This is a genomic window from Achromobacter aegrifaciens (genome assembly GCF_902859965.1).
GTDB classification, from domain to species: domain Bacteria; phylum Pseudomonadota; class Gammaproteobacteria; order Burkholderiales; family Burkholderiaceae_B; genus Achromobacter; species Achromobacter aegrifaciens.
In genome coordinates, this window is record NZ_CADIKO010000001.1 from 1009515 (window position 1) to 1036370 (window position 26856).

The 26856-nt window shown below is 67.3% G+C and carries 22 protein-coding genes; 15 read left to right on the top strand and 7 right to left on the bottom strand.

The features are described from left to right. Window positions 1-90 precede the first annotated feature (90 nt). From HV793_RS04685 to HV793_RS04695, 3 genes are read left to right on the top strand one after another with little or no spacing between them, the layout of a single operon-like run. Entirely contained in the window at window positions 91-1074 is a 984-nt protein-coding gene (locus HV793_RS04685; protein WP_175180443.1) for a Bug family tripartite tricarboxylate transporter substrate binding protein, read from the top strand. A 10-nt stretch (window positions 1075-1084) separates the two neighbouring features. After that, entirely contained in the window at window positions 1085-2602 is a 1518-nt protein-coding gene (locus tag HV793_RS04690) for a class I adenylate-forming enzyme family protein (RefSeq protein WP_175212757.1), read from the top strand. Continuing rightward, window positions 2599-3384 carry a citryl-CoA lyase gene (locus HV793_RS04695; protein WP_054454971.1) on the top strand — a complete coding sequence of 262 codons (786 nt, stop codon included), beginning with the start codon at window positions 2599-2601 and terminating at the stop codon, window positions 3382-3384. Before HV793_RS04690 ends, HV793_RS04695 begins: the two co-directional genes overlap by 4 nt. A gap of 62 nt (window positions 3385-3446) precedes the next feature. On the opposite strand, the gene metH is transcribed toward HV793_RS04695, so the two are convergent. Further along, window positions 3447-7220 (bottom strand): methionine synthase, encoded by a 3774-nt coding sequence (metH, locus tag HV793_RS04700; protein WP_175212758.1) that lies wholly within the window; start codon window positions 7218-7220, stop codon window positions 3447-3449. Window positions 7221-7662: 442 nt separating this feature from the next. Here metH and HV793_RS04705 point away from each other — a divergent pair, with 442 nt between their 5' ends. The 6 genes from HV793_RS04705 to HV793_RS04730 all read left to right on the top strand — a co-directional run bounded on the left by HV793_RS04705 (window position 7663) and on the right by HV793_RS04730 (window position 14682). Continuing rightward, on the top strand, window positions 7663-9708 hold the full coding sequence (locus HV793_RS04705) for a TonB-dependent receptor (RefSeq protein ID WP_054454975.1): 2046 nt from the start codon (window positions 7663-7665) through the stop codon (window positions 9706-9708). A gap of 53 nt (window positions 9709-9761) precedes the next feature. Beyond that, window positions 9762-10700, top strand: coding sequence for a cobalamin-binding protein (locus HV793_RS04710; protein ID WP_175212759.1), 939 nt, complete (start codon window positions 9762-9764; stop codon window positions 10698-10700). Between the two features lie 149 nt (window positions 10701-10849). Then, window positions 10850-11653 (top strand): thiazole synthase, encoded by an 804-nt coding sequence (locus HV793_RS04715; protein ID WP_175212760.1) that lies wholly within the window; start codon window positions 10850-10852, stop codon window positions 11651-11653. Continuing rightward, window positions 11650-12492 carry a bifunctional hydroxymethylpyrimidine kinase/phosphomethylpyrimidine kinase gene (gene thiD, locus HV793_RS04720; RefSeq protein WP_054454982.1) on the top strand — a complete coding sequence of 281 codons (843 nt, stop codon included), beginning with the start codon at window positions 11650-11652 and terminating at the stop codon, window positions 12490-12492. The genes HV793_RS04715 and thiD overlap by 4 nt, the downstream gene beginning before the upstream one ends. 98 nt (window positions 12493-12590) lie before the next feature. Beyond that, window positions 12591-13271, top strand: a complete 681-nt coding sequence (locus HV793_RS04725) for a protein-L-isoaspartate O-methyltransferase family protein (protein WP_054454984.1) — start codon at window positions 12591-12593, stop codon at window positions 13269-13271. Between the two features lie 79 nt (window positions 13272-13350). Next, entirely contained in the window at window positions 13351-14682 is a 1332-nt protein-coding gene (locus HV793_RS04730; RefSeq protein ID WP_054455867.1) for a TolC family outer membrane protein, read from the top strand. 18 nt (window positions 14683-14700) lie between these two features. Here the strand turns inward: HV793_RS04730 and rfaE2 are convergent, their stop codons facing one another. From rfaE2 to ubiE, 6 genes are all read right to left on the bottom strand, one after another. Next, window positions 14701-15189 carry a D-glycero-beta-D-manno-heptose 1-phosphate adenylyltransferase gene (gene rfaE2 / locus HV793_RS04735; RefSeq protein WP_175212761.1) on the bottom strand — a complete coding sequence of 163 codons (489 nt, stop codon included), beginning with the start codon at window positions 15187-15189 and terminating at the stop codon, window positions 14701-14703. 22 nt (window positions 15190-15211) lie between these two features. Further along, the gene (locus tag HV793_RS04740; RefSeq protein ID WP_054454988.1) at window positions 15212-16090 is read right to left on the bottom strand and encodes a ferritin family protein; all 879 of its coding nucleotides are present in this window, start codon (window positions 16088-16090) and stop codon (window positions 15212-15214) included. 184 nt (window positions 16091-16274) lie between these two features. Further along, window positions 16275-17828, bottom strand: a complete 1554-nt coding sequence (gene ubiB, locus HV793_RS04745) for a ubiquinone biosynthesis regulatory protein kinase UbiB (protein WP_054454990.1) — start codon at window positions 17826-17828, stop codon at window positions 16275-16277. A gap of 3 nt (window positions 17829-17831) precedes the next feature. Then, a complete protein-coding gene (locus HV793_RS04750; protein ID WP_054454992.1) occupies window positions 17832-18470 on the bottom strand; it encodes a ubiquinone biosynthesis accessory factor UbiJ in 639 nt (212 codons plus the stop codon). 185 nt (window positions 18471-18655) lie between these two features. Continuing rightward, window positions 18656-19660 carry a Tim44 domain-containing protein gene (locus HV793_RS04755; RefSeq protein ID WP_054454993.1) on the bottom strand — a complete coding sequence of 335 codons (1005 nt, stop codon included), beginning with the start codon at window positions 19658-19660 and terminating at the stop codon, window positions 18656-18658. A 176-nt stretch (window positions 19661-19836) separates the two neighbouring features. Further along, window positions 19837-20613 carry a bifunctional demethylmenaquinone methyltransferase/2-methoxy-6-polyprenyl-1,4-benzoquinol methylase UbiE gene (gene ubiE / locus HV793_RS04760; protein WP_054454995.1) on the bottom strand — a complete coding sequence of 259 codons (777 nt, stop codon included), beginning with the start codon at window positions 20611-20613 and terminating at the stop codon, window positions 19837-19839. Window positions 20614-20774: 161 nt separating this feature from the next. Here ubiE and phoB point away from each other — a divergent pair, with 161 nt between their 5' ends. The 6 genes from phoB to serA all read left to right on the top strand — a co-directional run bounded on the left by phoB (window position 20775) and on the right by serA (window position 26828). Further along, window positions 20775-21473, top strand: a complete 699-nt coding sequence (gene phoB / locus HV793_RS04765; RefSeq protein ID WP_006227196.1) for a phosphate regulon transcriptional regulator PhoB — start codon at window positions 20775-20777, stop codon at window positions 21471-21473. 13 nt (window positions 21474-21486) lie between these two features. After that, the gene (phoR, locus tag HV793_RS04770; protein ID WP_054454997.1) at window positions 21487-22794 is read left to right on the top strand and encodes a phosphate regulon sensor histidine kinase PhoR; all 1308 of its coding nucleotides are present in this window, start codon (window positions 21487-21489) and stop codon (window positions 22792-22794) included. A gap of 45 nt (window positions 22795-22839) precedes the next feature. Then, window positions 22840-23529 (top strand): heavy metal response regulator transcription factor, encoded by a 690-nt coding sequence (locus HV793_RS04775; RefSeq protein ID WP_054454998.1) that lies wholly within the window; start codon window positions 22840-22842, stop codon window positions 23527-23529. Then, the gene (locus tag HV793_RS04780; RefSeq protein ID WP_119452175.1) at window positions 23526-24926 is read left to right on the top strand and encodes a heavy metal sensor histidine kinase; all 1401 of its coding nucleotides are present in this window, start codon (window positions 23526-23528) and stop codon (window positions 24924-24926) included. The genes HV793_RS04775 and HV793_RS04780 overlap by 4 nt, the downstream gene beginning before the upstream one ends. 75 nt (window positions 24927-25001) lie before the next feature. Then, window positions 25002-25460 (top strand): DUF411 domain-containing protein, encoded by a 459-nt coding sequence (locus HV793_RS04785; protein ID WP_054455004.1) that lies wholly within the window; start codon window positions 25002-25004, stop codon window positions 25458-25460. Between the two features lie 168 nt (window positions 25461-25628). After that, window positions 25629-26828 carry a phosphoglycerate dehydrogenase gene (serA, locus tag HV793_RS04790; protein ID WP_054455006.1) on the top strand — a complete coding sequence of 400 codons (1200 nt, stop codon included), beginning with the start codon at window positions 25629-25631 and terminating at the stop codon, window positions 26826-26828. Window positions 26829-26856: the final 28 nt, after the last annotated feature.

The window sequence follows — 26856 nt, forward strand, 5'->3', positions numbered from 1 at the left end:
TTGCGTTGATGAGGCCCCTATCAAAGCCCAATATGAATCCGGGCAGACGCAGAGCTGTCCAAATATTAGACAAACAGGACGGAGACAACAATGAAGATGCAAAGCAAGCGGTGGGCCGCCGCGGCGGCCGCCCTGGGTGCGCTGCTCGCGGCCCCGGCCCTGGCGGCCAAGCCCTATCCCGAGCGTCCCGTGACGCTGGTCGTGGGCTACGCGGCGGGCGGCGCCACCGACATCGTGGCGCGCCTGATGGCGAAGTCCCTCTCGGAAGAATTGGGCCAGACCATCGTGGTCGAGAACAAGACCGGCGCCAACAGCAACATAGGCGCGGAAATCGTCTCGCGCGCCGCGCCAGACGGCTACACGCTGTATGTGGGTTCCATCGCCAACACCATCAACCGCACGCTGTACAGCCAGCTCAACTATGACTTCGTGAAGGGCTTCGAGCCCGTGGGCCTGCTGGCGACCATTCCGAACATCCTGGTCGTCAACCCCAAGCTGCCGGTCAAGACCGTGCAGGAATACGTGGCCTACGCGAAGAAGAATCCGGGCAAGCTGACCTGCGCCTCTTCCGGCAGCGGCTCGTCCATCCACCTGTCGTGCGAGCTGTTCAAGATGCAGACCGGCACCGACATCCTGCACGTGCCGTACCGCGGCAGCGGCCCGGCCGTGGCCGACTTGCTGGGCGGCCAGGTGGATTCCATGTTCGACAACCTGCCCTCGTCGCTGCCGCACGTGCAGGCCGGCAAGCTGCGCGCCATCGGCGTGACCTCGCCGCAGCGCCTGCCCTCCGCGCCCGACACGCCCACGCTGGCCGAATCCGGCCTGCCCGGCTTCGAGGTGGAATCCTGGTTCGGCGTGATGGCGCCGGCTGGCACCCCCAAACCCGTCGTCGAGCGCTTGAACCAGGCCATCAACAAGGCGCTGGCCAGCCCGGCGCTGCAGGCGTCCTACCAGCAATCCGGCTTCTACGCGCCGCAGCAGCCCAACACCCCCGAGACCTACGCCCAGAAGATCGCCAGCGAGATCGACAAATGGGGCAAGGTCGTCAAGAGCGCCAACCTCAAAGCCAACTAGGAACACCAGGATGTACCCGATAGATTTCTTCTTCCGCGCCGCCGAGCAGTATCCGGAGCGCATCGCGCTGGACGGTCCCGAAGGCCAGGTCACTTACTCGCAATTGGCCGCCGATACGCGGGCGCTGGCCGCGGCCTTGCAAGAACTGGATCCCGCGCCGCAGACGCGGGTGGCGATCTGCGCCGGCAACTCCGCGCGGCACATCCTGGCGCTGCTGGCCGTGCTGGCCAGCGGCAAGGTGTGGGTGCCGCTCAACTACCGCAGCACGGAGCGCGAGATCGGGCGCATCCTGGACGCCACCGAGCCGTCCATCGTGATCGTGGACGGCGTGGGCGCGCCGCTGGCGCCTCCGGCCCAGGCGCCGCAAGGCCGCCGCCACATCCATCTGGACGACGCATCGGCGCCGCTGGCGCTGGATAAGCTGCTGGCCCGCTGCGCCGGACGCGAGCCGCAGCGCCACGCGCTACCGCGCGACGCCACCCAGGCCATCAAGTTCACAGGCGGCACCACCGGCCTGCCCAAGGGCGTGATGCAGCCGTACCACGCGTGGAACGCGGGCATCATCAACCAGATCATGAGCTGGGGCCTGACCCACGAAGACCGCTATGTCGTGGCCGCCCCCATCACGCACGGCACCGGCACATACCTCTTGCCGGTGCTGGCGCGCGGCGGCGCCCATCTGCTGTTGGATGGCGTCACGCCGGCCAGCATCACCGCCGCCTTCCGCGAGCGCGGCGGCACGCTGAGCTTCATGCCGCCTACCCTGATCTACATGATCATGGCGCAGCCCGGCGTCTCGCGCGCCGACTTCCCGCGGCTGCGCAACCTGATCTACGGCGGCGCGCCCATGCCCGTGGAAAAGATCGATCGGGCGCGCGAATTCTTCGGCCCTGTGCTGGGCACCACCTACGGCCAGACCGAGGCGCCGCAGATCATGACGGTGCTGCGCCCCGCCGACCTGGAAGCGCCGGAGAACCGCGCCTCGGTCGGACGCGTCACCTGGCTCAGCGACGTGGCCATCATGTCGCCCGACGGCGCGCTGCTGCCGCGCGGCGAGATCGGCGAGGTCGTGGTGCAGGGCGACCTGGTCATGTCGGGCTACTGGCGCCTGCCCGAAAAAACCGCCGAAACGGTGGTGGACGGCTGGCTGCATACCGGCGACACCGGCCTGATCGATGCGCGCGGCTATCTGTTCCTGAAGGACCGGCTGCGCGACGTGATCATCACCGGCGGCTTCAACATCTACCCGGTGGACGTGGAGAACGCGCTGTCCGCGCATCCCGCCGTCTACGAGTGCTCGGTGTTCGGACTGCCCGACGACAAGTGGGGCGAAGCGGTCCACGCCGCCGTGCAGTTCCATCCCGGCGCGCAGGCCGACGCGGACGAGTTGAAGACGCACGTGCGCGCCCTGCTCGGCCCCGTGGCCACGCCCAAGCAATTCCACATCCATGACAGCCTGCCGCGCTCCAGCGTGGGCAAGGTACTGAAAAACGCCGTGCGCGACGCGGCCCTGAAGGAGACCTCATGAAAACGCCCGAAACCCGCCTCTGCGCGCATCACCTTACCGGCATGTCCTACCGCGACGTGGATCTGGTCGAAGACCTGATCGGCAAGAAGACCTTCACCGAAGTCATGATCATGCAGATCCTGGGCCGCGAGGCGCGCCCAGTGGACCTGCGCATCGTCGACGCGGTGCTGGTCACGCTGATGGAGCATGGCCTGACGCCCAGCGCCATCGCCACCCGGCTGATCTACATGAGCGCGCCGGAAAACCTGCAGGGCGCGGTGGCGTCCGGCCTCATGGCGGTAGGCAGCCAGTTCGTCGGCACCATGGAAAACTGCTCGCGCCTGCTGGACCGCATCCGCCAGGCCGACGACGGCCGCGCAGAAGCCCTGGCGATCGCCCGCGAGTTCCGTGAATCGCGCAGCGCGTTACCCGGCTTCGGCCACCATCTGCACAAGCCCGACGACCCGCGCTCGATCAAGCTGCTGGCGCTGGCCGAGGCCGAACCGGAACTCAAGGGCGACTCGCTCAAGGCGCTGCGCCTGCTCTCGGCCGCGATCGACGAGACCTACGGCAAGCACATCACCATCAACGCCACCGGCGCGGTGGCCGCGCTGCTCAGCGAGATCGGCGTGCCGACCGAACTGATGCGCGGCTTCGCCGTCATTTCGCGCGCGGCCGGCCTGGTGTCGCACGTGGCCGAGGAACAGCAAAGTCCATCGGGACGCTACATCTGGGAAACCATAGACCAGGCCATTCCCTATGTCGGCAAAGGCAAGACGCATCAAGACGGAGAGCAGGCGTAACGGCGCAGCCGCATGGACGGGGGAATGGCCAGCGAGTACGCCTGACCGCTCCCCCGCAGCGCTCAACCCAGGTTCGGCGCCAGGGTACGCTTCAGGTCTTCGATGCTGCGGCCACTGCGGGCGGCGTAGTCCTGCAACTGGTCTTCGCCGATCACGCCCACGTTGAAGTATTGCGACTGCGGGTGGCTGAAGTAGAAGCCGGACACGCTGGAGGCCGGGTACATGGCATAGCTGTCGGTCAGCATCATGCCGATATCGGCGCCGTCCAGCACGCGGAACATGTCGGTCTTGATGACGTGTTCGGGGCAGGCCGGGTAGCCGGGCGCGGGGCGGATGCCCACGTACTTCTCGGCGATCATGTCGTCATTGGACAGGGCTTCGTCGGGCGCATAGCCCCACAGATCCTGGCGCACGCGGGCATGCAGGCATTCGGCGAAGCCTTCGGCCAGGCGGTCGGCCAGCGACTTCAGCATGATGCTGGAGTAGTCGTCCAGGGCCTTTTCGAATTCCGCCTCCTTCTTTTCGATGCCCAGGCCCGCCGTGACGGCGAACATGCCGATGTAGTCCAGCTTGCCGCTGGACTTGGGCGCGATGAAATCGGACAGGCACTTGTTGCTGACGCCTTCGCGCTTGGCGCCCTGCTGGCGCAGATTGCGGTAGGTGAACAGCACTTCGCTGCGGGTCTCGTCCTTGTAGACCTCGATGTCTTCGTCGTTGATGCTGTTGGCCGGATAGAAGCCCACCACGCCGTTGGCGGTGAGCCAGCGGCCTTCGATGATGCGTTTCATCATGGCCAGGCCGTCGGCGTAGACCTTGCGCGCCTGCTCGCCCACGACCTTGTCGTCCAGGATGGCGGGGAACGGGCCGAACAGGCTCCAGGTCTGGAAGAACGGGCCCCAGTCCACGTACTTGGCGATTTCGGCCAGGTCGTAGCTCTTGAATGTGCGGCGGCCGATGAACTTCGGGCGCGGCGGCGTGTAGTTGTCCCAGTCGATCGCGGGACGCGAGGCGCGCGCTTCCGCCAGCGGCAGGATGGGCGTGGCCTTGCGGTTGGCGTGGCGGCGGCGCACCTCTTCGTATTCCTCGGCCAACTCCGCCAGATACGTTGCGGACTGGTCCGACATCAGGTTCGTCGCCACGCCCACGGAACGGCTGGCGTCCGGCACGTAGATCACCGGGCCTTCGTAGTTGGGCGCGATCTTGACGGCGGTGTGCACGCGGCTGGTGGTGGCGCCGCCTATCATCAGCGGCAGCTTGCGGCTGCGGAAGTACTCGTCGCGCTGCATTTCGCTGGCCACGTAGGCCATTTCTTCCAGGCTGGGCGTGATCAGGCCGGACAGGCCGACGATGTCGGCGTTCTCTTCCTTGGCCTTTTCCAGGATCTGGGCGCAGGGCACCATCACGCCCATGTTCACGACTTCGAAGTTATTGCACTGCAGGACCACCGATACGATGTTCTTGCCGATGTCGTGCACGTCGCCCTTGACGGTGGCGATGACGATCTTGCCCTTGGCGCGCACGTCGCCGCCCGCGGCCGCGATCTGGCGCTTTTCTTCCTCGATGAAGGGAATCAGGTGGGCCACGGCCTGCTTCATGACGCGGGCCGACTTCACCACCTGCGGCAGGAACATCTTGCCTTCGCCGAACAGGTCGCCCACCACGTTCATGCCGTCCATCAGCGGGCCTTCGATCACTTCGATCGGACGGCCGCCGCGCGCGGCGATCTTCTGGCGCACTTCCTCGGTGTCCTCGACGATGAAGGCGGTGATGCCGTGCACCAGCGCATGCGACAGGCGCGCCTCGACCTCGGCATTACGCCAGGTCAGGTCCTCTTCCTTCTTGGCGCCAGAGCCCTTCACGCTGTCGGCGAACTGCACCAGGCGCTCGGTCGGGGTGCGCTCGTCGTCGGCTTCCGTCTTGCCCACGGGCTCGGCGCGGTCCAGCACCACGTCCTCGACCAGGTCGCGCAGCTTGGGATCCAGGTCGGCGTACACGCCCAGCTGGCCGGCGTTGACGATGCCCATCGTCATGCCTTCCTTGACGGCGTAATAGAGGAACACCGTGTGGATGGCCTCGCGCATGGGCTCATTGCCGCGGAACGAAAAGCTGACGTTGGACACGCCGCCCGAAATGCGGGCGTAGGGCAGGTTCTCGCGGATCCAGCGCGTGCCTTCGATGAAGTCCACGGCGTAGTGGTTGTGTTCGTCGATGCCGGTGGCGACCGCGAAGACGTTGGGATCGAAGATGATGTCTTCCGGCGGGAAGCCTTCTTCCTCGACCAGGATCTTGTAGGCGCGGCCGCAGATTTCCTTGCGGCGCTCCAGCGTGTCGGCCTGGCCCTGTTCGTCGAACGCCATCACCACCACGGCCGCGCCGTAGCGGCGGCACAGGCGCGCATGGTGGCGGAAGGGCTCCAGCCCTTCCTTCATGGAGATCGAGTTCACCACGGGCTTGCCCTGCACGCACTTCAGGCCTTCTTCGATGACTTCCCACTTGGAGCTGTCGATCATGATCGGCACGCGCGCGATGTCGGGCTCGGAGGCGATCAGGTTGAGGAAGCGCCGCATGCAGGCCACCGAATCCAGCATGGCCTCGTCCATGTTGATGTCGATGATCTGCGCACCATTCTCGACCTGCTGGCGGGCCACGGCCAGCGCCTCGTCGTATTTCTCTTCGCGGATCAGGCGGGCGAACATCTTGCTGCCCGTCACGTTGGTGCGTTCACCGACGTTGACGTACAGCGTGTCTTCGTCGATGTTCAGCGGCTCCAGGCCCGACAGGCGGGTCTTGACCGGAATGTCCGGCACGGCGCGCGGAGTCAGCGACATGACCTTGGCCGCGATCTCGCGGATGTGGTCCGGGGTGGTGCCGCAACAGCCGCCCGACATGTTGACCAGCCCGGCGCGGGCGAATTCCTCCAGCAGCGCCGAGGTATCGGCCGGGGTTTCGTCAAAGCCGGTCTCGGCCATGGGATTGGGCAGGCCGGCGTTCGGATAGACGCAGACGTAGGTGTCGCAGATGCGGGCAAGCTCGGCCACGTAGGGCCGCATCAGCGCCGCGCCCAGCGCGCAGTTCAGGCCGATGGTGATGGGGCGCGCGTGGCGCACCGAGTTCCAGAAGGCTTCCACGGTCTGGCCGGAAAGGATGCGCCCGGACGCGTCGGTCACCGTGCCCGAGATCATCACGGGCAGGCGCACGCCGCGCGCCTCGAACACTTCCTCGGTGGCGAAGATGGCCGCCTTGGCGTTCAGGGTGTCGAAGATGGTTTCGATCAGGACGATGTCGATGCCGCCGTCCAACAGGCCGTTGAGCTGCTCCACATAGGCGACGCGCAATTCCTCGAAGGTGACGTTGCGCGCGCCCGGATCGTTCACGTCCGGCGAGATCGACGCGGTCTTGGGCTGCGGTCCCAGCGCGCCGGCCACGAAGCGCGGCCGCTCGGGCGTGCTGTAGGCGTCACAGGCCGCGCGCGCCAGGCGCGCGGACACCAGGTTCAGTTCGTAGGCCAGTTCCGGCAGTTCATAGTCGCCCTGCGCGATGGTGGTGGCGCCGAAGGTGTTGGTCTCGATGACGTCGGCGCCGGCTTCCAGGTACTGGCGATGGATCTCGGAGATCACGTCCGGACGCACCAGCGACAGCAGCTCGTTGTTGCCCTTGACGTCCTTGCCGTGGCCGGCGAAGCGCTCGCCGCGGAAATCCGCCTCGCCCAGCTTGTAGCGCTGGATCATGGTGCCCATGGCGCCATCCAGGATCAGGATGCGCTTGCCCAGCAGGCGGGCGAATTCGCTGCCGTGGGTATAGGCTTCGGGCGGGTAAGGCAGGCGGGGATACGACACGGGCAGGTCCGGATGGAGTTGGCGATGGCGGCGCTATGTGGCGAAAAAGCGAAAAACGCCGCAAAAACAAGCCCTGATCGTAACAAAATGGGCCTATCCGCGCCTCCCGGTGATACAGTTTCGGCCCCGAACCGGTGCTTTCGGCGCACTGGGCAGGCAAGAACGCAACACTTGCCAGCCGCGCGCGAAAGGTAAACGGGAAACAGGAAGAACCTCCCAGGACTGCCGCCCCACAAGGCGCCGGCAAACCCTGGCTCCAGCCTGTGCTGCCCCCGCAACGGTCCCCATGCGCGCAATGCGCCCATGGCAGCCCGATACCGGCCTGTTCGATCGCCAGGAAGTCCATGCAATGCCGCCAGGCCCTCACCGGCCCGCCGCGGCTTGGGCATCCTCCCCATCGTGAATGGCCTGCGGGGTCGCGGGTCGCATCGAGGTTACGTAGATGAAAACCCGCTCCATCCGGCGCTACGCCGGCGCCCTGCTCTGCTCCGCCCCGGCCGTCGCCGCCGCCCAGCAAGCCGCCCCCGACACTCCCCAGTTCGACGCCATCACGGTCACCGCCCAGCGCGTGCCGACCGACGGCCGCACGCTGCCGGTGTCGATCTCGATCATCACCGCCGAGGACATCGCCGCGTCCAGCGCCCGCACCATGCAGGACGTGCTGTCGACCCAGGCCGGCATCCATCTGATCAACACCAGCAGCTCCAGCGACAACTCCATCGTCGACCTGCGCGGCTTCGGCATCACCGGCGCCAGCAACACGCTGATCCTGATCGACGGCGTGAAGCAGAACACCAACGACCTGTCGGCCCCCAGCCTGGGCGTGGTGCCGCTGGACCAGGTCGAGCGCATTGAAATCGTGCGCGGCAGCGGTTCGGTGCAATATGGCGGCGGCACCACCGGCGGCGTGATCAACATCATCACGCGCCCTGATTTCGCCAAGGAACCGGTAAGCGCCCGCGCCACCGCCACCTTCGGCAGCTACGGCCTGCGCCAGTATGACGCCGCCGTGGCCATGAACAATGAAAAGGTCGGCATCGACGCCTACATGCAGTCGCTGCACAGCGACGGCTACCGCGATCACAGCGGCGAGCGGCGCGAGGGCGGCGGCGGCGGCATCACCTTCCGCCATGACGACGGCTCGATCCGCCTGTACGGCCGCACCACCACCCAGAAGCTGGAACTGCCCGGCCCGCGCACGATCAACCCCAAGACCGGCCTGAACGAATACCAGGACGATCCGCGCGGCTCGAAGAACGACGTCGATTACGTCAAGACCACCACCACCACCTTCGGCCTGCAGCTCGAGCAGGCCATCGGCGCCGGCACCTTGTACGCCGACCTGTCGACCCGCGAAAAGAAGCTCGACGGCCTGACCTACGACGGCTTCGGCGACATCCTGCGCGACCAGAAGCTGGAAGAGAACATCGCCAGCGTGCGCTACCGCCTGCCGATCAACGGCGGCCACAGCATCGTCTTCGGCGCCGACGGCCAGGAAGCCAAGACCACCGCCAACCAGAACGCCTACTACGACTTCCAGCCCTCGAAGTGGCAGTCGCGCCAGCACCAGTACGGCCTGTTCGCCGAAGGCCAGGTACGCGCCACCGATACCACCTACGTGACGGCCGGCGTGCGCCGCCAGTACGCCTCCGACGACCTCGACGTGATTTCCGGCTCGGGCACGGCGTCGGACCGCAGCAACCACCTGACCGCCTGGCAGCTGGGCGTGCGCCAGGACCTGCCCGCCGGCTTCGGCGTGTATGGCAAGGTCGGCCGCAGCTTCCGCCTGCCCAACGCCGATGAACTGCTGTCGGTGCAGACCCCGCTGGCGCCGCAGACCTCCACCGACAAGGAAATCGGCGTGACCTGGCAATCGGCCAGCAGCAGCGCCCGCCTGTCGTACTTCCGCTATGACCTGACCAACGAGATCCAGTACAACCCGCTGGCCGACGGCATCTGGGGCCCGGGCACGGGCGCCAACACCAACCTGGATCCGACCCGCCGCCAAGGCATCGAACTGGAAGGCCACACCGCCATTTCCAGCAGCGTGTCGCTGGACGCCAACCTGACCTGGATGGAAGCGCAATTCCGCTCCGGCACCTACGCCGGCGTGGACCTGGCTGGCAAGACCGTGCCGCTGGCGCCCAAGTGGCTGGCCAACGCCGGCGTGACCTGGCGTCCCACCGATGCGTTCCTGTGGAACGTGACGGCGCAATACGTGGGCAAGTCGCGCATGGACAACGACCAGGCCAACCAGTTCGCCAAGGAACTGGACGCCTACGTACTGTTCAACACCAAGGTGGCGTACAAGTTCACGCGCAACATCGAAGGCGCCATCGGCGTGAACAACATCTTCGACCGCCAGTACGCCACGTACGGCATCCGCGGCGGCAATGCTTCGTTCGAGATGCTGGGCCCGGTCGCCAACTACAGCCTGTACCCCGCGCCTGGCCGCAACTTCTACGCGTCGCTCACGCTGCGCTACTGATCGCGGCATTCCGATATAGTCGGCGTTCCCCGCTGGCTATATCGGTCTCCTGCATGACCCGCGCACGCACCCTCCCTCGCATCGCTCCGGGGCTGTTCCTGGCCCTGGGCGCGCTGCTGTCTGCGGGACCCGCCGCGGCAAGTTCCCTGGCAGGTCCGGCAACCCGTGCCGCGGCCGGCGCGGCCATCCAGGTCCGCGACGACCAGGGACGCCAGGTCTCGCTGGCCGCCCCCGCGCAACGCGCCGTCACCCTGGCCCCGCACGCCACCGAACTCGTCTTTGCCGCCGGCGCGGGCGACCGGCTCATCGCCACCATCCGCGGCAGCGACTATCCGCCCGCCGCTCGCCAGCTGCCCGTCATCGGCGACGGCACCCAGCCCGATCCCGAACGCGTGGCGGCCGTGCGTCCGGACCTGCTGATCGCCTGGCAGCCCGCCGCCGCCGCGCCGCTGGCGCGGGTGATGGACAAGCTGGGCGTGCCGGTGTTCTACAGCGATCCGCAGACCCTGGCCGCCATCCCCGATGCAGTCGAACGCATGGGTGCCCTGTTCGGCACCGAAGCGCAGGCGCGGCCCGCGGCCCAGGCCCTGCGCGCGCGGCTGGACGCCCTGGCCGCCCGCTATGCCGGCCGCCGCCCCGTGCGCGTCTTCGTGCAGGCGGGGCTGGATCCCATCTACACCCTGAACGACAGCAGCATCGTCAGTGACGCCCTGCGCGTCTGCGGCGGCGTCAATGTCTTCGGCCAGGCCCCCGTGGTGGCGCCCCAGGTCACGCTGGAAAGCGTGCTGGCGGCGCGGCCCGAGGCCGTGCTGGCCGGCACGTCCCGACCCGAGGACGGCGCCCGCAACCTGGCAGCCTGGCAGGCGCTGGGGCTGCCCGCCGCGCGGCTGGGGCACGTGTACGGCGTGGACGCCGACGCCCTGTACCGCCCGGGTCCGCGCCTGATCGACGCCGCCGAGGCGATCTGCGCCGATCTGGACCGCCTGCGCTGAACCGCGTCCGCGCCGCGATCTGCAAATAGTGGAACGCTACATTTCACCGGACGGGTCTGCCGCGCGGCGCCGTGCTTTATCATTCGTCCAACGAATCGCCAGTCCCCGCGGGTCTCGCATCGTGCGCACCCGCCCTTTGAACCTCCGCCATGACCACTCAAGACACCCTCACCATCGCCGGCCGCGCCTACTCGTCGCGCCTGCTCGTCGGCACCGGCAAGTACAAGGACTTCGAACAGACCCGCGCGGCGTTGGACGCCAGCGGCACCGAGATCGTCACCGTCGCCATCCGCCGCACCAATATCGGCCAGAACGCCGGTGAACCGAATCTGCTGGACTACGTCCCTCTGTCCAAATTCACGCTGCTGCCCAACACCGCCGGCTGCTACAGCGCCGACGAGGCCGTGCGCACGCTGCGCCTGGCGCGCGAACTGCTGGACGGCCACGACCTGGTGAAGCTGGAAGTGCTGGGCGACCCGCAGACCCTGTTCCCCAACATGCCGGAGACGCTCAAGGCCACCAAGACCCTGGTGGACGAAGGCTTCAAGGTCATGGTGTATTGCACCGACGATCCCATCCAGTGCCGCATGCTGGAAGACCTGGGCGCGGTCGCCGTGATGCCGCTGGCCTCGCTGATCGGCTCGGGCATGGGCATCCTGAATCCCTGGAACCTGCGCCTGATCATCGAACAGGCCCGCGTGCCCATCGTGGTGGACGCCGGCGTGGGTACCGCGTCGGACGCCGCCATCGCCATGGAACTGGGCTGCGACGCCGTCCTGATGAACACCGCCATCGCCGGCGCGCGCGATCCCATCCTGATGGCCAGCGCCATGAAGAAAGGCGTGGAAGCCGGCCGCGAGGCCTTCCTGGCCGGCCGCATGCCCAAGAAGCTGTACAGCGGCGCTCCCAGCTCGCCCAACGAAGGCCTGATCACGGCAGGCGCCCCCAAATGAACGGTCGCCAGCAGGCCGCGAGCGGCCGCCCCATCCCCAACGCGTTGACCATCGCCGGCGTCGACCCGTCCGGCGGCGCCGGCATCCTGGCCGACGTGAAGGCCATGAGCGCGCTGGGCGCCTACGGCTGCGCGGTGATCGCCGCGCTGACGGCGCAGAACACCCAGGGCGTCACCGGCATCTCTGCGGTGCCGCCCGCTTTCGTCGGCCAGCAGATCGACACGCTGTTCGCAGACGTGCGCATCGACGCGGTCAAGATCGGCATGCTGGGCCAGCAGCCGGTGATCCAGGTGGTGGCCGAGAAGCTCGCCAAGTGGACCCCCGCCCACGTGGTGCTGGACCCGGTCATGGTGGCCAAGAGCGGCGACCTGCTCCTGGAGCGCGACGCCGTGGGCGCCATGCGCGAAGCCCTGCTGCCGCAGTCCACCCTGCTGACGCCCAACCTGCCCGAAGCCGGCGTGCTGCTGGAAGAGCGCCCGGTCGAGACGGTCAAGGAAATGCGGCGCGTGGCCGAACGCCTGCGCAACAAGCTGGCCCATTCGGGCGAGCGCTGGGTGCTGGTCAAGGGCGGCCACCTGCCCGGCAACGAGACCATCGACCTGCTGCACGACGGCGACCGCATGATCGAGCTGCCCGGCCACCGCATCGAAACCGCCAATACCCACGGCACCGGCTGCACGCTGTCGGCGGCGCTGGCCGCCCTGCTGCCGCAAACCGGGGACGTGCCCGAGGCGGCGCGTCGCGCCAAGGCCTACCTCACGGAGGCCATCCGCCACGCCGAGCGCCTGTCGGTGGGGTCGGGCCACGGCCCGGTGCACCACTTCCACGCCTGGTGGTAGATCCGGACGTCTGAAACATCTGTCGGCGGGGCCGGGCGTCACAGTACGCTACGAATCGGTACAATGGTCTGTTGATTCCTCTGTTTTTTCTGACCGTCATGAACGCTTCGACCCTGCCCGACGTAGAACAAGCCCGCTTCAACATGGTGGAACAGCAGATCCGCCCGTGGGACGTTCTGGACGCCAACGTGCTGCAAGCGCTGTTCGATGTGCGCCGCGAACAATTCGTTCCGCCGGCCCTGCGCGCGCTGGCGTTTTCCGACCTGGAACTGCCGCTTGAGATCAACGCGGTCAACACCCGCCAGAACATGCTGGCGCCCAAGGTGGAAGCCCGCCTGGCGCAAGAGCTGCAGCTGACCAAGTCCGACTGCGTGCTGGAGATCGGCACCGGCTCCGGCTACCAGGCCGCGCTGCTGGGCTACCTGGCGCAGCAGGTCACCTCGGTCGAAATCGACAGCCGCCTGGTGACGTTCGCGCAGCAGAACCTGCAGATGAACAACGTCACCAACGTCAAGGTCGAAACCGGCGACGCCCGCAACGGCTGGGGCTCCACCGAATACGACGCCATCCTCGTCACGGGTTCCGTGCCGACCGTCCCCGACGCGCTGAAGTACCAGCTGCGCGTGGGTGGCCGCCTGGTCGTGATCGTGGGCCAGGCGCCCGTCATGACGGCCTGTCGCATCACCCGCACCACCGCGGCCAGCTTCGAAACGGTGAACCTGTTCGAAACCGTCATCAAGCCGCTGCGCGGCGTCACGGTCTCCCAGTTCAAGTTCTGATCCCCAACCCTGCCGCCCGGCGCCTGCCTCCTTGACGGGGCCGCCGCGCCCCGGGCGGCCCGGCGTATCGTTGACCACCATGCGTTTCCGATTGCTAACGGCTTTACTGGTTTTTACCTGCGCCGCAAGCGTCGGCCCGACGCTTGCCCGCGCGCAGAACCTGATCCAGATCTGGCAATCGGCGCTGGGCAATGACCCGATCTACGCCGCAGCGCGCGCCAACTATCGCGCCGGCCTGGAAAAAGAACCCCAGGCCCGTTCGCTGCTCCTGCCCTTGATTTCCGCCGAAGCCGGCGGCGCCTACCAGGAAACCCGCAGCACTCGCGGCATGGGCATCGCCTATAGCGGCGGCCGCGGCGTCTGGGACCTGTCCCTGACCCAGCCGCTGTTCGACTGGGGCCGCTGGCAGAACTTCGAGCAGTCCAAGCTGATCGTCGCCGACGTCGAAGTGCAGCTGCAACAGGCTTACCAGGACTTGCTGCTGCGCGTGGCCGATGCCTATTTCAACGTGCTCTACGCCCAGGACACGCTGACCGCCACCGAGGCCGAGAAGGCCGCCGTGGCCGGGCAGCTGGAATCCGCCAAGCGCAACTTCGAACTCGGCAACGCCACCATCACCGACACCTACGAGGCGCAGGCGCGCTACGACCTGGTGGTGGCGCAGGAACTGCGCCTGCAGAACGATCTGGAAGTCCGCCGCGATGAACTGGCCAAGATCATCGGCATGCCTCCCGGCGCCTTGTCCGAACTGCCCTATGGCGTGCAACTGCCCGCGCCGCAGCCCGCCCGCGTGGCCGACTGGAGCAACCAGGCCGAGTCCTCCAGCCTGGACGTGCTGCGCGCGCAGCTTCTGACGCGCATCGCCGGCCGCGAGATCCAGATCGCCAAAAGCGGCCACTATCCCACCCTGAACCTGCGCGCCAGCAGCGGCAGCGCCAGCGACGCCGTGATGCGCAATGCCGCGCCCGGCAAGCCCATCGACAGCACCATCGGCGTGGTGCTGTCGATCCCGCTGTACTCGGGCGGCGGGGTGTCGTCGCAAGTGACCGAAAAGGTCCAGCTGGAACAGAAGGCGCGCCATGACTATGAGGCAGCGCGCCGCCAGGCCGTGCAGGCCGCGCGCCAGTACTACACCGGCGTCACCAGCGGCCTGGCCCGCATCCAGGCGCTGGAGGCAGGCGAAAAATCCAGCCGCGCCGCGGTCGAGGCCAACCGCACCGGCTACGAGGTCGGCGTGCGCATCAACCTGGACGTGCTCAACGCCCAGCAGCAGCTCTATGCCACCCAGCGCGACCTGGCGCTGGCGCGCTACAGCACGGTGCTCGCCAGCCTGCGCCTGAAGGCCACCAGCGGCATCCTGGCCGAAGCGGACCTGGAAGCAATCAACCGCCTGCTGCGGGAACCGCGCTGAGCCGCTACGGGGCCCGGTTTACTTGTTCTGGATTTTCTTCACGAGCGCCGTGGTCGAGCGCTCGAACTCGAATGGAATCGCCACCGCGCGGCCGCCCCAGCTCTTGACCATGGCGGTCTCGGGCAGCTTTTCCATGTCGTAGTCGCCGCCCTTGACGATCAGGTCAGGCTTGAGCTGGCCGATCAGGGCTTCGGGCGTGTCTTCATGGAAGGACGTGACCACGGTCACGAAGCCCAGCGCCGCCAGCAAGGCGGCGCGGTCTTCCATGCGATTCAGCGGACGCTCGGCGCCCTTGCCCAGGCGCCGCACCGACTCGTCGGTGTTCACCGCCACCACCAGGGTCGCGCCCAGTTGGGCGGCCTGGTCGAGGTAGGTCGCGTGGCCCCGGTGCAGGATGTCGAAGACGCCGTTGGTGAACACCAGCGGCCGCGGATAGCGGCCGTCGGCGACGGCAGCGACGCATTCGTCGCGGGACAGGACCTTGGATTCGAAACGGGCGGCAGGCATGCGGCGATTGTATCGCCCCGGCTCAGGCGCCGCCCAGGATGATCTGCTTTTCCTTGGGCACGATCAGGGCCGTCATTTCCTTGCGGTAGCGGTTCAGGTCCTTCACCGTTTCGAAGCTGCGGTCCATCAGCTTGGACAGGATGTGCAGGATACGGGTGGCGACCTTCTGCTCCCACACGCCGTCAAAGCGGATCTGCGTGTCCAGCCAGTGCTCCAGCCAGCCGGGTTCCGGCAGGCGCGACTGCACCGTGTCGTTGGGGAACAGGTCCTTGTTCACGTGCAGGTTGGTCGGATGCAGGGCCTGCTGCGTGCGGCCGGCCGACGCCATCAGCACGCCGATCTTGGAGAACGCCAGGCGCGCCTGCTCGCTCGTGTCCTGGCCGCGGTCGTGCAGCGCGCGGCGCATGTATTGCAGGTAGGCGCCGGCGTGGCGGGCCTCGTCCTGGGCCACGGTCTTGTAGATGGCCTTGATGACCGGTTCCGTGTGCCATTCGGCGGCGCGGCGGTACCAGTGGTTCAAACGGACTTCGCCGCAGAAATGCAGCATCAGGGTTTCGAGTTCGGGCGCGGCGTCGAACTCGAAGCGCACGTTGTGCAGCTCTTCCTCGGTGGGCACCAGGTCCGGACGGAAGCGGCGCAGGTATTCGATCAGCACCAGCGAATGCTTCTGCTCTTCAAAGAACCACACCGACATGAACGCGCAGAAATCGCTGTCGCCGCGGTTGTCGCGCAGGAACATTTCGGTGGCCGGCAAGGCGGCCCATTCCGTGATGGCGTTCATCTTGATCGTGTGTGCCTGCTCGTCCGAGAGCTTGCTGCGATCGAAGTCGCCCCAGGGAATGTCATGCGCCATGTTCCAGCGCACGGCTTCCATGGTCTTGAAGAGTTCAGGATAAAGCATGGTCTGCCCTTGTATTCGTCCCGCTAGTGGGGCTATAGATATAGAGATTAAGAATGGCGCGCGCGCTGCCGGCGAGGGCGCTGCATTCATCCACCGCAGCGCTATTTTTCGCCGTGTACCGCGAAGCTATGATGACCGTTTCATGAATGAAACATGACAGATACCGTCTAGATCATCGCGCCGCCTATCGGGTCAAGGCCCATATCGCGACCCCGATGGCAACCGCGGCCACCCCAACCAGCGCTGCAACCAGCCGGTTGTTCTGTTCCTGGGCCCGCCGCAACTGGATCATCTCGGCCAGCAAGGCGGGCGAGACGTTGGGACGGCTCAGGTGGTCATGGACCAGCCTGGGCAAAGCAGGCAGCATTTGCGACCACTGCGCGGCTTCTTTTTCCAGGCTCTGCCGCAGCCCCTTGAATCCGACGCGCTGACGCATCCAGCGTTCCAGATAGGGCTTGGCGGTCTTCCAGAGATCCAGGTTGGGATCGAGCTGGCGGCCCAATCCTTCAACGTTCAGCAGGGTCTTCTGCAACAGGACCAGCTGCGGCTGGATCTCCACATTGAACCGGCGCGAGGTCTGGAACAGCCGCAAGAGCACCTGCCCCAGCGAGATCTCCGACAATGGCCGGTCAAAGTACGGTTCGCAGACGGCGCGCACGGCGCCCTCCAGTTCTTCTTCGCGCGTATCGGGCGGCACCCAGCCCGATTCAATGTGCAGTTGCGCCACGCGGCGGTAATCGCGGTGGAAGAAGGCCAGGAAATTCTGCGCCAGGTAATTCTTGTCGAACTCGGACAGCGAGCCCACGATGCCGAAGTCCAGGGCAATGTAGCTGCCCAGCGTTTCCGGACGGTCGGACACGTAGATGTTGCCCGGGTGCATGTCGGCGTGGAAGAAGCCGTCGGTGAAGACCTGGGTGAAGAAGATCTCCACGCCGGTGCGCGCCAGCGTCGGGATGTCGATGCCGGCCTCGCGCATGCGCTCCACCTGGCCCACCGGCATGCCGTACATGCGCTGCATGGTGAAGACCGTGGATGCCGTGTATTCCCAGATCACCTCGGGCACGATCAGCATGTCGCCGCGGCCGGACTCGGGGCCGAAGTTGCGGCGCAACTGGCTGCAATTGGACGCTTCTCGCACCAGGTCCAGCTCGTCGTGCAGGTACTTGTCGAATTCGGCCACCACTTCGCGCGGTTTCAGGCGGCGGCCGTCGGCGCCCAGGCGCTCGATGATGCGCGCCACCACTTTCAGCAGCGACAGGTCTTTCTCGATGATGCTGAGCATGCCCGGGCGCAGCACCTTGACCGCGACCTCGCGGCCGTCGTGCAGCACGGCAAAGTGCACCTGCGCGATCGAGGCCGAGGCCACCGGATCCACTTCGAACTGCGCGAACAGCTTCTCGGGCGGCGCGCCCAGCGCCGCCTCGATGCAGGCCGCGGCCTGCGCCGAGGGGAACGGCGGCACGCGGTCCTGCAAGAGCGCCAGTTCGTCGGCGATATCGGCGGGGATCAGGTCGCGGCGGGTGGACAGCACCTGTCCGAACTTCACGAAGATGGGGCCCAGCGACTCCAGCGCCAGGCGCAGCCTCAAGCCGCGCGGCTTGCGCGGACGCGTGCCCAGGCGGATGACGCGCAGCAGGCAGGTGGCCAGCGGATGGTTCAGGCTGGAGAGCACCAGCTCATCCAGGCCGTAGCGCAGCGAAACCAGAATGATGCGGAAAAGGCGCAGCAGGGGAAACATGTATCAGGCGCCCCGCTTTGCGCTGGCGGATGCCAGGCGGGTTTGAAGCGCGGCGGCCGAACGGGCCAGCGCCTCGGCACGGGCGTTCAGCTCGGCCAGGTCCAGCCGCCACTGTTCCAGCGCCGGTCGGCTGGCCAGCATGCCGCTTTCCTCGGACAGGTACTCGGACACGTTCTCGGCCAGTCTCAGGCTGGCCGTGCGCGCGCCGCCGGCGGCCGCGCGCGCGCCACCCACCAGGCGCAGCGCGGCGATGTCGCCCACCACCCGGGCCAGCGCGTCCTCCGGATCCCAGCGCAGCTGCTTGGACAGGTCCGACACCACCTGCGCCAGCGCCGCGTCGCCTGAGATATGGGTGGCCTCGGCGAAATCGGGGCGCTCGCGGTCCGCGCCCAGGCGCGGCAGCGGCAGTTTTTCGGGCGCGACCGTCAGGGTCACGTCGGGCACCACGGCCGCATCGGCCTGGGCCGCCAGGCCTTCGCTATCGATGGTGAGGCCCAGGCTGAAGCCGCCCAGCGCGAAACGCACCGTCTTGCCCGCATGCCGGACCAGGCGCGCGCGCGCCCAGTCCTCGCGCCGCAACAGGGCGTTGAGCGCGCTTACAGCCAGTCGCGAGGGGGTGGGCAGGAACGGAAGAGGCAGCATGGCGGTCTGCAACGGCCCCGATTGCGGGGGTTGCGGAAGTTAATGGGTAAATCGGGAGTGTAACGGGTTAGATGGCTGGGTGTTTTGCGCAAGCACATGGAAAAACCGGCCCTGTAAGGGCCGGTTCAAACAGATGCCTTGCGGCATCCGCAACGGAGGTGGGGATCGGCCCCGGCCGGCCAGGCTTAGCTGGCGAGATCCACCGGGATCTGCTGGATGCCTGCCAGCAGCCAGCCGCCATTGGCGGGCTTGAACAGGTTCCAGACTTCCTCGAAGCGGAAGGCCTCGGCGCCCGGCGCTTCGCGCAGCATGCCGGAGAAGCGCACGCTGGCCAGGTGGCCGTCGGACACGGTTTCGATGCCCAGCATTTCAGCGTTCAGCAGGACCACTTCGGTCTTGTTGGGCGCCGCGCCGCGCTCGGCCAGCTGCGGCTTGAGCTCGGTGATCAGGTCGTCGGTCAGGAACTCGCGCAGGCCATCGGTGCTGCCGCTGTCCCAGACGGCCTGGATGCGCACGAACTGCTCCTTGGCCTGCTTCAGGAAGTTGGGCGTATCGAAGTCACCCGGCACGAACCAGTTGTTGTCGTCGCCCATCTTGGGCATCGCGGCCGGCGCCGCGGCGGCGGCAACCGGAGCCGCTGCAGCAGGAGCCGCCGGCTTCAGCGTTTCACGCCACATCGGCTGCTGTTGCTGCTGGCCCGGCGCGTTGTTGGCGCCACCGAACGCGCCCTGCGTGGCAGTGCGCGGACCGGAGCCGCGCAGGCGGCGGATGATGAACATGACGGCGAACACGACCGCGGCGATCAGCAGCGCGGAGCCGAGGAACTCGGCGAAAGCGCCCGACAGGCCCATGCTGGAGAGCAGCGCGGCGATACCCAGGCCAGCGGCGATGCCGGCGATGGGGCCGAGCCAGCGCGAAGCGCCGCTCTTGGCGGCGGCGCCCGCAGTGGCAGCGCCGGCCGTGGCCGCGCCGGCGGCTGCCGGAGCGGCGGTAGCGCCCGCCGTGTTGCTGGCGGCGGTCGGCGGCGTGGTCGCCTGGCGCTGCTGGGTCACGTTGGAGGATTGTCGGCCGACGCTGCTGCCGCCGCCCGCACGGCGGGCTTCGGCGTCAAAAGACGCCGTCACCAGTGCCGCGCCGGAAACGGCGATCAGCGCCGCGGCGACAAACCGCGAAAGACAGAATTTGGACATAGGTTTGCTCCCTCGTACTCGCGCTCCTGCCGCCCCGAGCAGCAGGAAGTCCCACGGACCGCGGGACCTTCGTCGCGACTTTTCTTACATTAATCTGAATACCGTAAGAATAACGGACAAGACGCCGCCCCACAAGTTCCCGCAGGGCGGCGAAAAATCCGGATGGCCGGGGCGGATCAGCCCAGCTTCACGCCTTCGTGCAGAGCGGCGATGCCGGCGGTCAGGTTGAAGTACTGCACCCGTTCCAGCCCGGCCGTGCGCAGCATGTCCGCCAGGGTTTCCTGGTCGGGGTGCATGCGGATGGATTCGGCCAGATAGCGGTAGCTGGCTTCGTCCTTGGCGACCTTCTTGCCCAGCCAGGGCAGCACATTGAAGGAATACCAGTCGTAGGCGGGGGCCAGCGGCTTGGCCACGCGCGAAAATTCCAGCACCAGCAGTTTGCCGCCCGGCTTCAGCACCCGGGTCATTTCAGCCAGGGCGCGGTCCTTGTGGGTCATGTTGCGCAGACCGAAAGCCACGCTGACGCGGTCGAAATGGCCGGTGGGGAACGGCAGGCGCTCGGCGTCGCACACGGCGGTGGGGACCAGCAGGCCGGCATCGGTCAGGCGGTCGCGGCCCACGCGCAGCATGGAGTCGTTGATGTCCGTGAGCCAGACCTCGCCCGTGGGGCCGGCGCGCTTGGCGAAGGCCTTTGCCAGATCGCCCGTGCCGCCGGCAATGTCCAGCACCTTCATGCCGGGGCGGATGGCGGCGCGGCCAATGGTGAACGCCTTCCAGACGCGGTGCAGCCCGGCCGACATGAAATCGTTCATGACGTCGTAGCGCTGGGCGACCGAATGGAATACTTCGGCGACTTTGCGGGCCTTTTCGCCTTCCGGCACCGTCTGGAAGCCGAAATGGGTCGATTGCGAGGCGGAATCCGCGGAATGTTGCGATTCGGAGGGGTTTTGCATGGTGAATTCCCGATATATCGTTCAATGGTAGCCTATCGGGCTCCCGCGGGCGGCCGGCGGACGCGGACAATGACGCCCGGCGGTCACATACCTGAAATATTGCGGCCATACTATCGCAATGTTCGCGCCGCGCCGGCGCTCAGAAGTGTGCCCAATCCGCCATGTCCAGCACCATCCTCGTCGTCGAAGACGAACCCGCCATCCAGGAACTGATCGCCGTCAACCTGTCCTTCGCCGGACACAAGGTGCTGCGCGCCTTCGACGCCGACCAGGCCCAGACCCTGATCCGCGCCGAACTTCCCGACCTGATCCTGCTGGACTGGATGCTGCCCGGCACCTCCGGCCTGGCCATGGCGCGCAAACTGCGCAACGACGAGCGCACCCGCGCCGTGCCGGTGATCATGCTGACCGCCAAGGGTTCCGAGCAGGACAAAGTCGACGGCCTGGAAGCCGGCGCCGACGACTACATTACCAAGCCCTTCTCGCCCAAGGAGCTGATGGCACGCATCAAGGCCGTGCTGCGCCGCCGCGCCCCCCAGCTGACCGACGACGTGATCGACGTGGGCGGCCTGAAGCTGGATCCGGTGACGCATCGCCTGTCGGGCAACAGCCAGTCGCTGCAGATCGGCCCCACCGAATTCCGCCTGCTGCACTTTTTCATGACGCACCCCGAACGCGTGTTCTCGCGTTCCCAGCTGCTGGATCAGGTCTGGGGCGACCACGTCTTCGTGGAAGAGCGCACGGTCGACGTACACATCCGCCGCCTGCGCAAAGCGCTGGAACCCAGCGGCCACGACGCGCACGTGGAAACGGTCCGCGGCAGCGGCTACCGGTTTACTGCCCAGCTCCCGACGCGGTAAAAACTCCCGCACGATGATCTGGCTGCGCACTCTTTTCCTGGTCGCCCTGTGGGCGGTTGCCGCATTACTGGCCCAATGGCTCATAGGAGACCCGGCGGGCTGGATACTGTTTTCCTTCGCGCTGGCCGCCATGCTGCTCTGGCGCAGCTGGCGCCTGCACCTGGTGTCCCACTGGGCCAACCACCCCGATACCTCGCCGCCCGCTTCGGTCGGTCCCTGGGACGACATCCTCGCGCCGCTGTACCGCTACACCCGCGCCCGGGCCCGCGAACTGAACGAAACCCAGAACACCATGCAGGGCATGCTGGCCGCGGCGCAAGCGCTGCCGGACGGCGCGGTGACGCTGAACGAGGATTTCCAGATCGACTGGTGCAACCGCATGGCGCGCCAGCACCTGGGCCTGCGCCTGCCGGCCGACCGCGGCCATAACCTGCTGAACCTGCTGCGCGCGCCCGAATTCGTCGAATATGCGCACCGTCCGTCCTGGCCCGAGCCCATACTGGTGCGCCTGGGCCAGCAAGGCCAGGAGCGGCTGATGATGATGCAGCTGACGGCCTACGCCAGCAACCAGCGCCTGCTGATCACGCGCGACGTCACCCAGATCGAACGCCTGGAAACCACGCGCCGCGACTTCGTGGCCAATGTCTCGCACGAATTGCGCACGCCTCTGACGGTACTGGCGGGTTTTCTGGAAACCCTGCGCGACATGCCCGCCGACGCCCTGCCCGCCGAACAACGCGAGCAGTACATCGACATGATGCACGAGCAGGCCCAGCGCATGCAGGCCATCGTCGAAGACTTGCTGACCCTGTCCACGCTGGAATCCTCGCCGGGCAGCGACCCGCGCGCGGTCAACATGGGCGCGCTGCTGCAGAAGGCGCGCCAGCAGATCGAGGCCCTGTCGGGCGGCCGCCACGTGCTGGAGTGGCACATCGATGAATCCCTGGACGTGCTGGGCGCCGAAACCGAACTGACCTCGGCCCTGTCCAACCTGCTGACCAACGCGGTGCGCTACACGCCGGACGGCGGCACCATCACCGTGCGCTGGGAGCGCGAGGAAGACGGCGGCGCGCGCTACAGCGTGCAGGACACCGGCATCGGCATCCCCGCGCGCCACCTGCCCCGCCTGACCGAGCGTTTCTACCGCGTGGACCGCGGCCGTTCGCGCGCGGTGGGCGGCACCGGCCTGGGCCTGGCGATCACCAAGCACATCGCCATGCGCCACGACGCCGAACTGCTGATCACCAGCGAACCCGGCAAGGGCAGCGTGTTCGCCCTGCGCTTTCCGCCCGACCGCATCGCCATCGACAGCCCGGCCTGAGCCGTCCGCCGGACCTGACGCAGCGCGGATGGTAAATTTCCTGCCATGCGCATCCTGGTCATCGAAGACGAACCCAAACTGGCCGACTACCTCAAGAAGGGCCTGTCGGAGCAAAGCCACGTCGTGGACCTGGCTCGCGACGGCGTGGACGGCCTGCATCTGGCGCTGGAAGGCGTCTACGACCTGATTGTGCTGGACGTGATGCTGCCGGGCGTGGATGGCTTCGGCGTGCTGGCCGCGGTGCGCGAACAGAAGGACACGCCCATCCTGATGCTGACCGCGCGCGACGCCGTCGAGGACCGCGTGCGCGGATTGGAAGGCGGCGCCGACGACTACCTGGTCAAGCCTTTCGCCTTTTCGGAACTGCTGGCGCGGGTGCAGGCGCTGCTACGCCGCGGACGTTCTCAGGAACCCACCCTGCTGCGCCTGGCGGACCTGGAACTGGACCTGGCCCGCCGGCGCGCCCAACGCGGCGGCCGCCGCCTGGACCTGACCGCCAAGGAATTCAATCTGCTGGCCCTGCTGCTGCGCCGCCAGGGCCAGGTGCTGTCGCGCACCACCCTGGCCGAGCAGGTCTGGGACATGAACTTCGACAGCGACACCAACGTCATCGACGTGGCGGTGCGGCGGCTGCGCAGCAAGCTGGACGACCCCTACGACACCAAGTTGCTGCATACAGTGCGCGGCATGGGCTACGTGCTGGAATCGCGCCCCGCGGATAGCCGCCCGGCATGAAGCCGCTGCGCATGCGTTCCATGCAGGCGCGGCTGACGCTGCTCCTGGGCGCCATCGCCCTGCTTGTGTCCAGCCTGGCGGGAGCCACGCTGTTCTGGGCGCTCAAGCGCGAAGTGGAACGGCAGGAAATCACCGAAGTCAGCGGCAAGCTGGAATTGATCGATCACCTGATCGACATGCAGAACAACGCCCGCGGCCTGAAAGACCTGGCCGCCACCTTCGACGAGATGCGCGCGGGCGAAGGCCAGCTGGGCATCTGGATCGTGGATGCGCACGGCCACTCCGTGTACGGCGGCCCCGCTCCCGAAACGCTGGCGACCGGCGACGGCAGGCAGGTCGTGCTGCAGACCGCCGACGGCGGCCGCATGCGCGGCCTGCGGGTCGCCATGAACGACCGCATCCTGCCCGGCGCGCAACTGACCGTGGCGGTCAGCACGCGCACCAGTTCGCAGTTCCTGTATGCCTATGGCACCGCGCTGGTGCTGATCTGCGCGCTGTGGGTCGGCGCGACCGTGGTGTTGGCGGCCTGGGCCGTCAGGCGCAGCATGGCGCCGGCGCGCAGGCTGTCCGAGCAGGCGGCCAGCATCCAGCCCGACAATCTGGCGCGGCGCCTGCCGCTGGAAGACACCGACCGCGAATTGCACGAGCTGGTCCGTTCCTTCAACCGCACGCTGGAACGCCTGCAGGCCGCCTACCAGCAGATGGAAGGCTTCAATGCCGACGTGGCGCACGAGCTGCGCACGCCGCTGGCCACGCTGATCAACGGCACGCAGGTCATGCTGTCGTCGCCGCGCGACGCGGCAGAACTGCGCGATGCGCTGGAATCCAACCTTGAAGAGCTGGAAGACCTGAAGACCCTGGTCAACGACATGCTGTTCCTGGCGCGCGCCGACCGCGGCGAACGGGCCGCGGACCTGGCGCCAGTATCGCTGGCCGCCGAAGCGCGACGCGTGGCCGAATACTACGAAGCCACGCTGGAAGAAAGCGGCGTGCATCTGCGCTGCGCAGGCGACGCCACCGTGGCCGCCAACGCCGGGTTGGTGCGGCGCGCGCTGGCGAACCTGATTTCCAACGCCATCAAGGCCACGCCCCGGGGCGGCGAAATCGTGCTGACCTGCTCGGCCTCGCCCGCGGGCGCGCGGGTGGAAGTGCGCAACCCAGGCCCGCCCATCCCGCCGACGGACCTGCCCCGCATCTTCGACCGCTTCTTCCGCTCCAGCCAGGCGCGCGCGCCGCGCAGCGAAGGCCACGGCCTGGGCCTGGCCATCGTGCGCGCCATCGCGCGCATGCATGGCGGCGAGGTCGACGCGGCCTCGGGCGCGCATGGCACCGTGGTCGGCATCACGCTGCGCGCGCCGGAGGGCCATGCCACCGCGGACAACATTACAAAATCGTAATGTGCGGGACAGAATGGGGTCACCCCCGTTCCTCTACAGTACGCTTGCAATCACATCGTCCCGCAACGGAGCATCATGAACCTTTCCCGTCTTACGCGCCGCCTGGCCCTTGCCGCGGCCCTGTGCGCGCCCGTTTTCGCCACCGCCCAGACGCCCGTCAAGGTCGAGGTCTGGAAGACCCCGACCTGCGGCTGCTGTGAAGACTGGGTCAAGCACATGCGCGACAACGGCTTCGCCGTCACCACCCACGACGTCCAGGACACTGGCCCCATCCGCCGCAACGCCGGCATGGCCAACTACGGTTCGTGCCACACCGCGGCCGTCGAAGGCTACGCGATCGAAGGCCACGTCCCGGCCAGCGACGTGCGCCGCCTGCTGCTCGAAAAGCCCGACGCAGCCGGCCTGGCCGCGCCAGGCATGCCGCTGGGCTCCCCCGGCATGGACGGCCCCGAATACGGCGGCCGCAAGACGCCGCATGACGTGGTCCTGGTGGACAAGCAGGGCGGCGCCAAGGTGTTCCAGGCCTACCGTTAACGCGCGAACCTTCAGGTTCTGTCCGGGCATCGCTCTTTGTGGCGATGCCCGTATCGTTTGTGCGCCTGAAACAATTCATCCATGCCGCCTCAATGGCTACTCCTTGCACTGCAGCAAAAATGGGCCACAATCGATAAAACGGATTCCTCACCCACCCCTCAGGCTGTCATGGCACAAATCGTCCTGTTCGAGAACATCCACCCGAGCGCCCGCGCTGTTTTTGAAGCCGCCGGCTACTCCGACATCGTCACGCATGCGGCCGCCTTGCCGGCGTCGCAATTGAGCGACGCCCTGCGCGGCGCTCAGGTGGCGGGGATCCGTTCTCGCACTCACCTGGATGCCGCCCTGCTGTCCGGCAACCCCGACCTGCGCGTCGTGGGCTGCTTCTGCATCGGCACCAACCAGGTCGACCTGGACGCGGCCATGCAGCGCGGCATCCCGGTGTTCAACGCACCGTTCTCGAACACCCGCTCGGTGGCCGAACTGGTGCTGGGCGAAGCCATCCTGCTGCTGCGCCGCATTCCCGAAAAGAACGCCCGCGTGCACCTGGGCCACTGGGACAAGAGCGCTGCCGGCGCATTCGAGACCCGCGGCAAGACGCTGGGCATCGTGGGCTACGGCAACATCGGCTCGCAGATCAGCACGCTGGCCGAAGGCCTGGGCATGCGCGTCGTCTATCACGACGTCGAAGCCAAGCTGCCGCTGGGCAATGCCCGGCCCGCGGCCACGCTCAACGAGCTGCTGGAGCAGGCCGACGTGGTGACCCTGCACGTGCCGGGCGGCAAGACCACCGAAAAGATCATGAACGCGGAAACCATCGGCCGCATGCGCCGTGGCGCCATCCTGATCAACGCCTCGCGCGGCACGGTGGTGGATATCGACGCGCTGCATGCGGCGCTGAAATCCGGCCATCTGGCCGGCGCCGCGCTGGACGTGTTCCCGACCGAGCCCAAGGGCGCGGACGAGCCGCTGGCCAGCCCGCTGATCGGCCTGCCCAACGTGATCCTGACCCCGCACATCGGCGGCAGCACGCAGGAATCGCAAGAGAACATCGGCCGGGAAGTGGCCGAGAAGCTGGTGCGCTTCCTGCAGGCCGGCACCACCAAGGGCGCGGTCAACTTCCCCGAACTGCCGTATCTGGAGCCCGCCGGCGGCACGCGCATCCTGCACGTGCACCGCAACGCCCCGGGCGCGCTGGGCACGCTGGACAACCTGATGGCGCAGCATGGCCTGAACATCGTCAGCCAGACCCTGCAGACCCGCGGCCAGATCGGCTATGTGATCACCGACGTGGAAGGCGAAGTCAACGACGTCGTGATGTCCACGCTGCGCAGCCACCCCATCACGGTCCGCTGCGACCGGCTGTAAGCCACCGCCGCCGTGGCGGGCAGCGCGT

Coding starts and splice junctions, on each gene's coding strand:
- HV793_RS04685 (WP_175180443.1), top strand. CDS start 91: ATGAAGATGCAAAGCAAGCGGTGGGCCGCCGCGGCGGCCGCCCTGGGT.
- HV793_RS04690 (WP_175212757.1), top strand. CDS start 1,085: ATGTACCCGATAGATTTCTTCTTCCGCGCCGCCGAGCAGTATCCGGAG.
- HV793_RS04695 (WP_054454971.1), top strand. CDS start 2,599: ATGAAAACGCCCGAAACCCGCCTCTGCGCGCATCACCTTACCGGCATG.
- HV793_RS04705 (WP_054454975.1), top strand. CDS start 7,663: ATGAAAACCCGCTCCATCCGGCGCTACGCCGGCGCCCTGCTCTGCTCC.
- HV793_RS04710 (WP_175212759.1), top strand. CDS start 9,762: ATGACCCGCGCACGCACCCTCCCTCGCATCGCTCCGGGGCTGTTCCTG.
- HV793_RS04715 (WP_175212760.1), top strand. CDS start 10,850: ATGACCACTCAAGACACCCTCACCATCGCCGGCCGCGCCTACTCGTCG.
- thiD (WP_054454982.1), top strand. CDS start 11,650: ATGAACGGTCGCCAGCAGGCCGCGAGCGGCCGCCCCATCCCCAACGCG.
- HV793_RS04725 (WP_054454984.1), top strand. CDS start 12,591: ATGAACGCTTCGACCCTGCCCGACGTAGAACAAGCCCGCTTCAACATG.
- HV793_RS04730 (WP_054455867.1), top strand. CDS start 13,351: ATGCGTTTCCGATTGCTAACGGCTTTACTGGTTTTTACCTGCGCCGCA.
- rfaE2 (WP_175212761.1), bottom strand. CDS start 15,189: ATGCCTGCCGCCCGTTTCGAATCCAAGGTCCTGTCCCGCGACGAATGC.
- HV793_RS04740 (WP_054454988.1), bottom strand. CDS start 16,090: ATGCTTTATCCTGAACTCTTCAAGACCATGGAAGCCGTGCGCTGGAAC.
- ubiB (WP_054454990.1), bottom strand. CDS start 17,828: ATGTTTCCCCTGCTGCGCCTTTTCCGCATCATTCTGGTTTCGCTGCGC.
- HV793_RS04750 (WP_054454992.1), bottom strand. CDS start 18,470: ATGCTGCCTCTTCCGTTCCTGCCCACCCCCTCGCGACTGGCTGTAAGC.
- HV793_RS04755 (WP_054454993.1), bottom strand. CDS start 19,660: ATGTCCAAATTCTGTCTTTCGCGGTTTGTCGCCGCGGCGCTGATCGCC.
- ubiE (WP_054454995.1), bottom strand. CDS start 20,613: ATGCAAAACCCCTCCGAATCGCAACATTCCGCGGATTCCGCCTCGCAA.
- phoB (WP_006227196.1), top strand. CDS start 20,775: ATGTCCAGCACCATCCTCGTCGTCGAAGACGAACCCGCCATCCAGGAA.
- phoR (WP_054454997.1), top strand. CDS start 21,487: ATGATCTGGCTGCGCACTCTTTTCCTGGTCGCCCTGTGGGCGGTTGCC.
- HV793_RS04775 (WP_054454998.1), top strand. CDS start 22,840: ATGCGCATCCTGGTCATCGAAGACGAACCCAAACTGGCCGACTACCTC.
- HV793_RS04780 (WP_119452175.1), top strand. CDS start 23,526: ATGAAGCCGCTGCGCATGCGTTCCATGCAGGCGCGGCTGACGCTGCTC.
- HV793_RS04785 (WP_054455004.1), top strand. CDS start 25,002: ATGAACCTTTCCCGTCTTACGCGCCGCCTGGCCCTTGCCGCGGCCCTG.
- serA (WP_054455006.1), top strand. CDS start 25,629: ATGGCACAAATCGTCCTGTTCGAGAACATCCACCCGAGCGCCCGCGCT.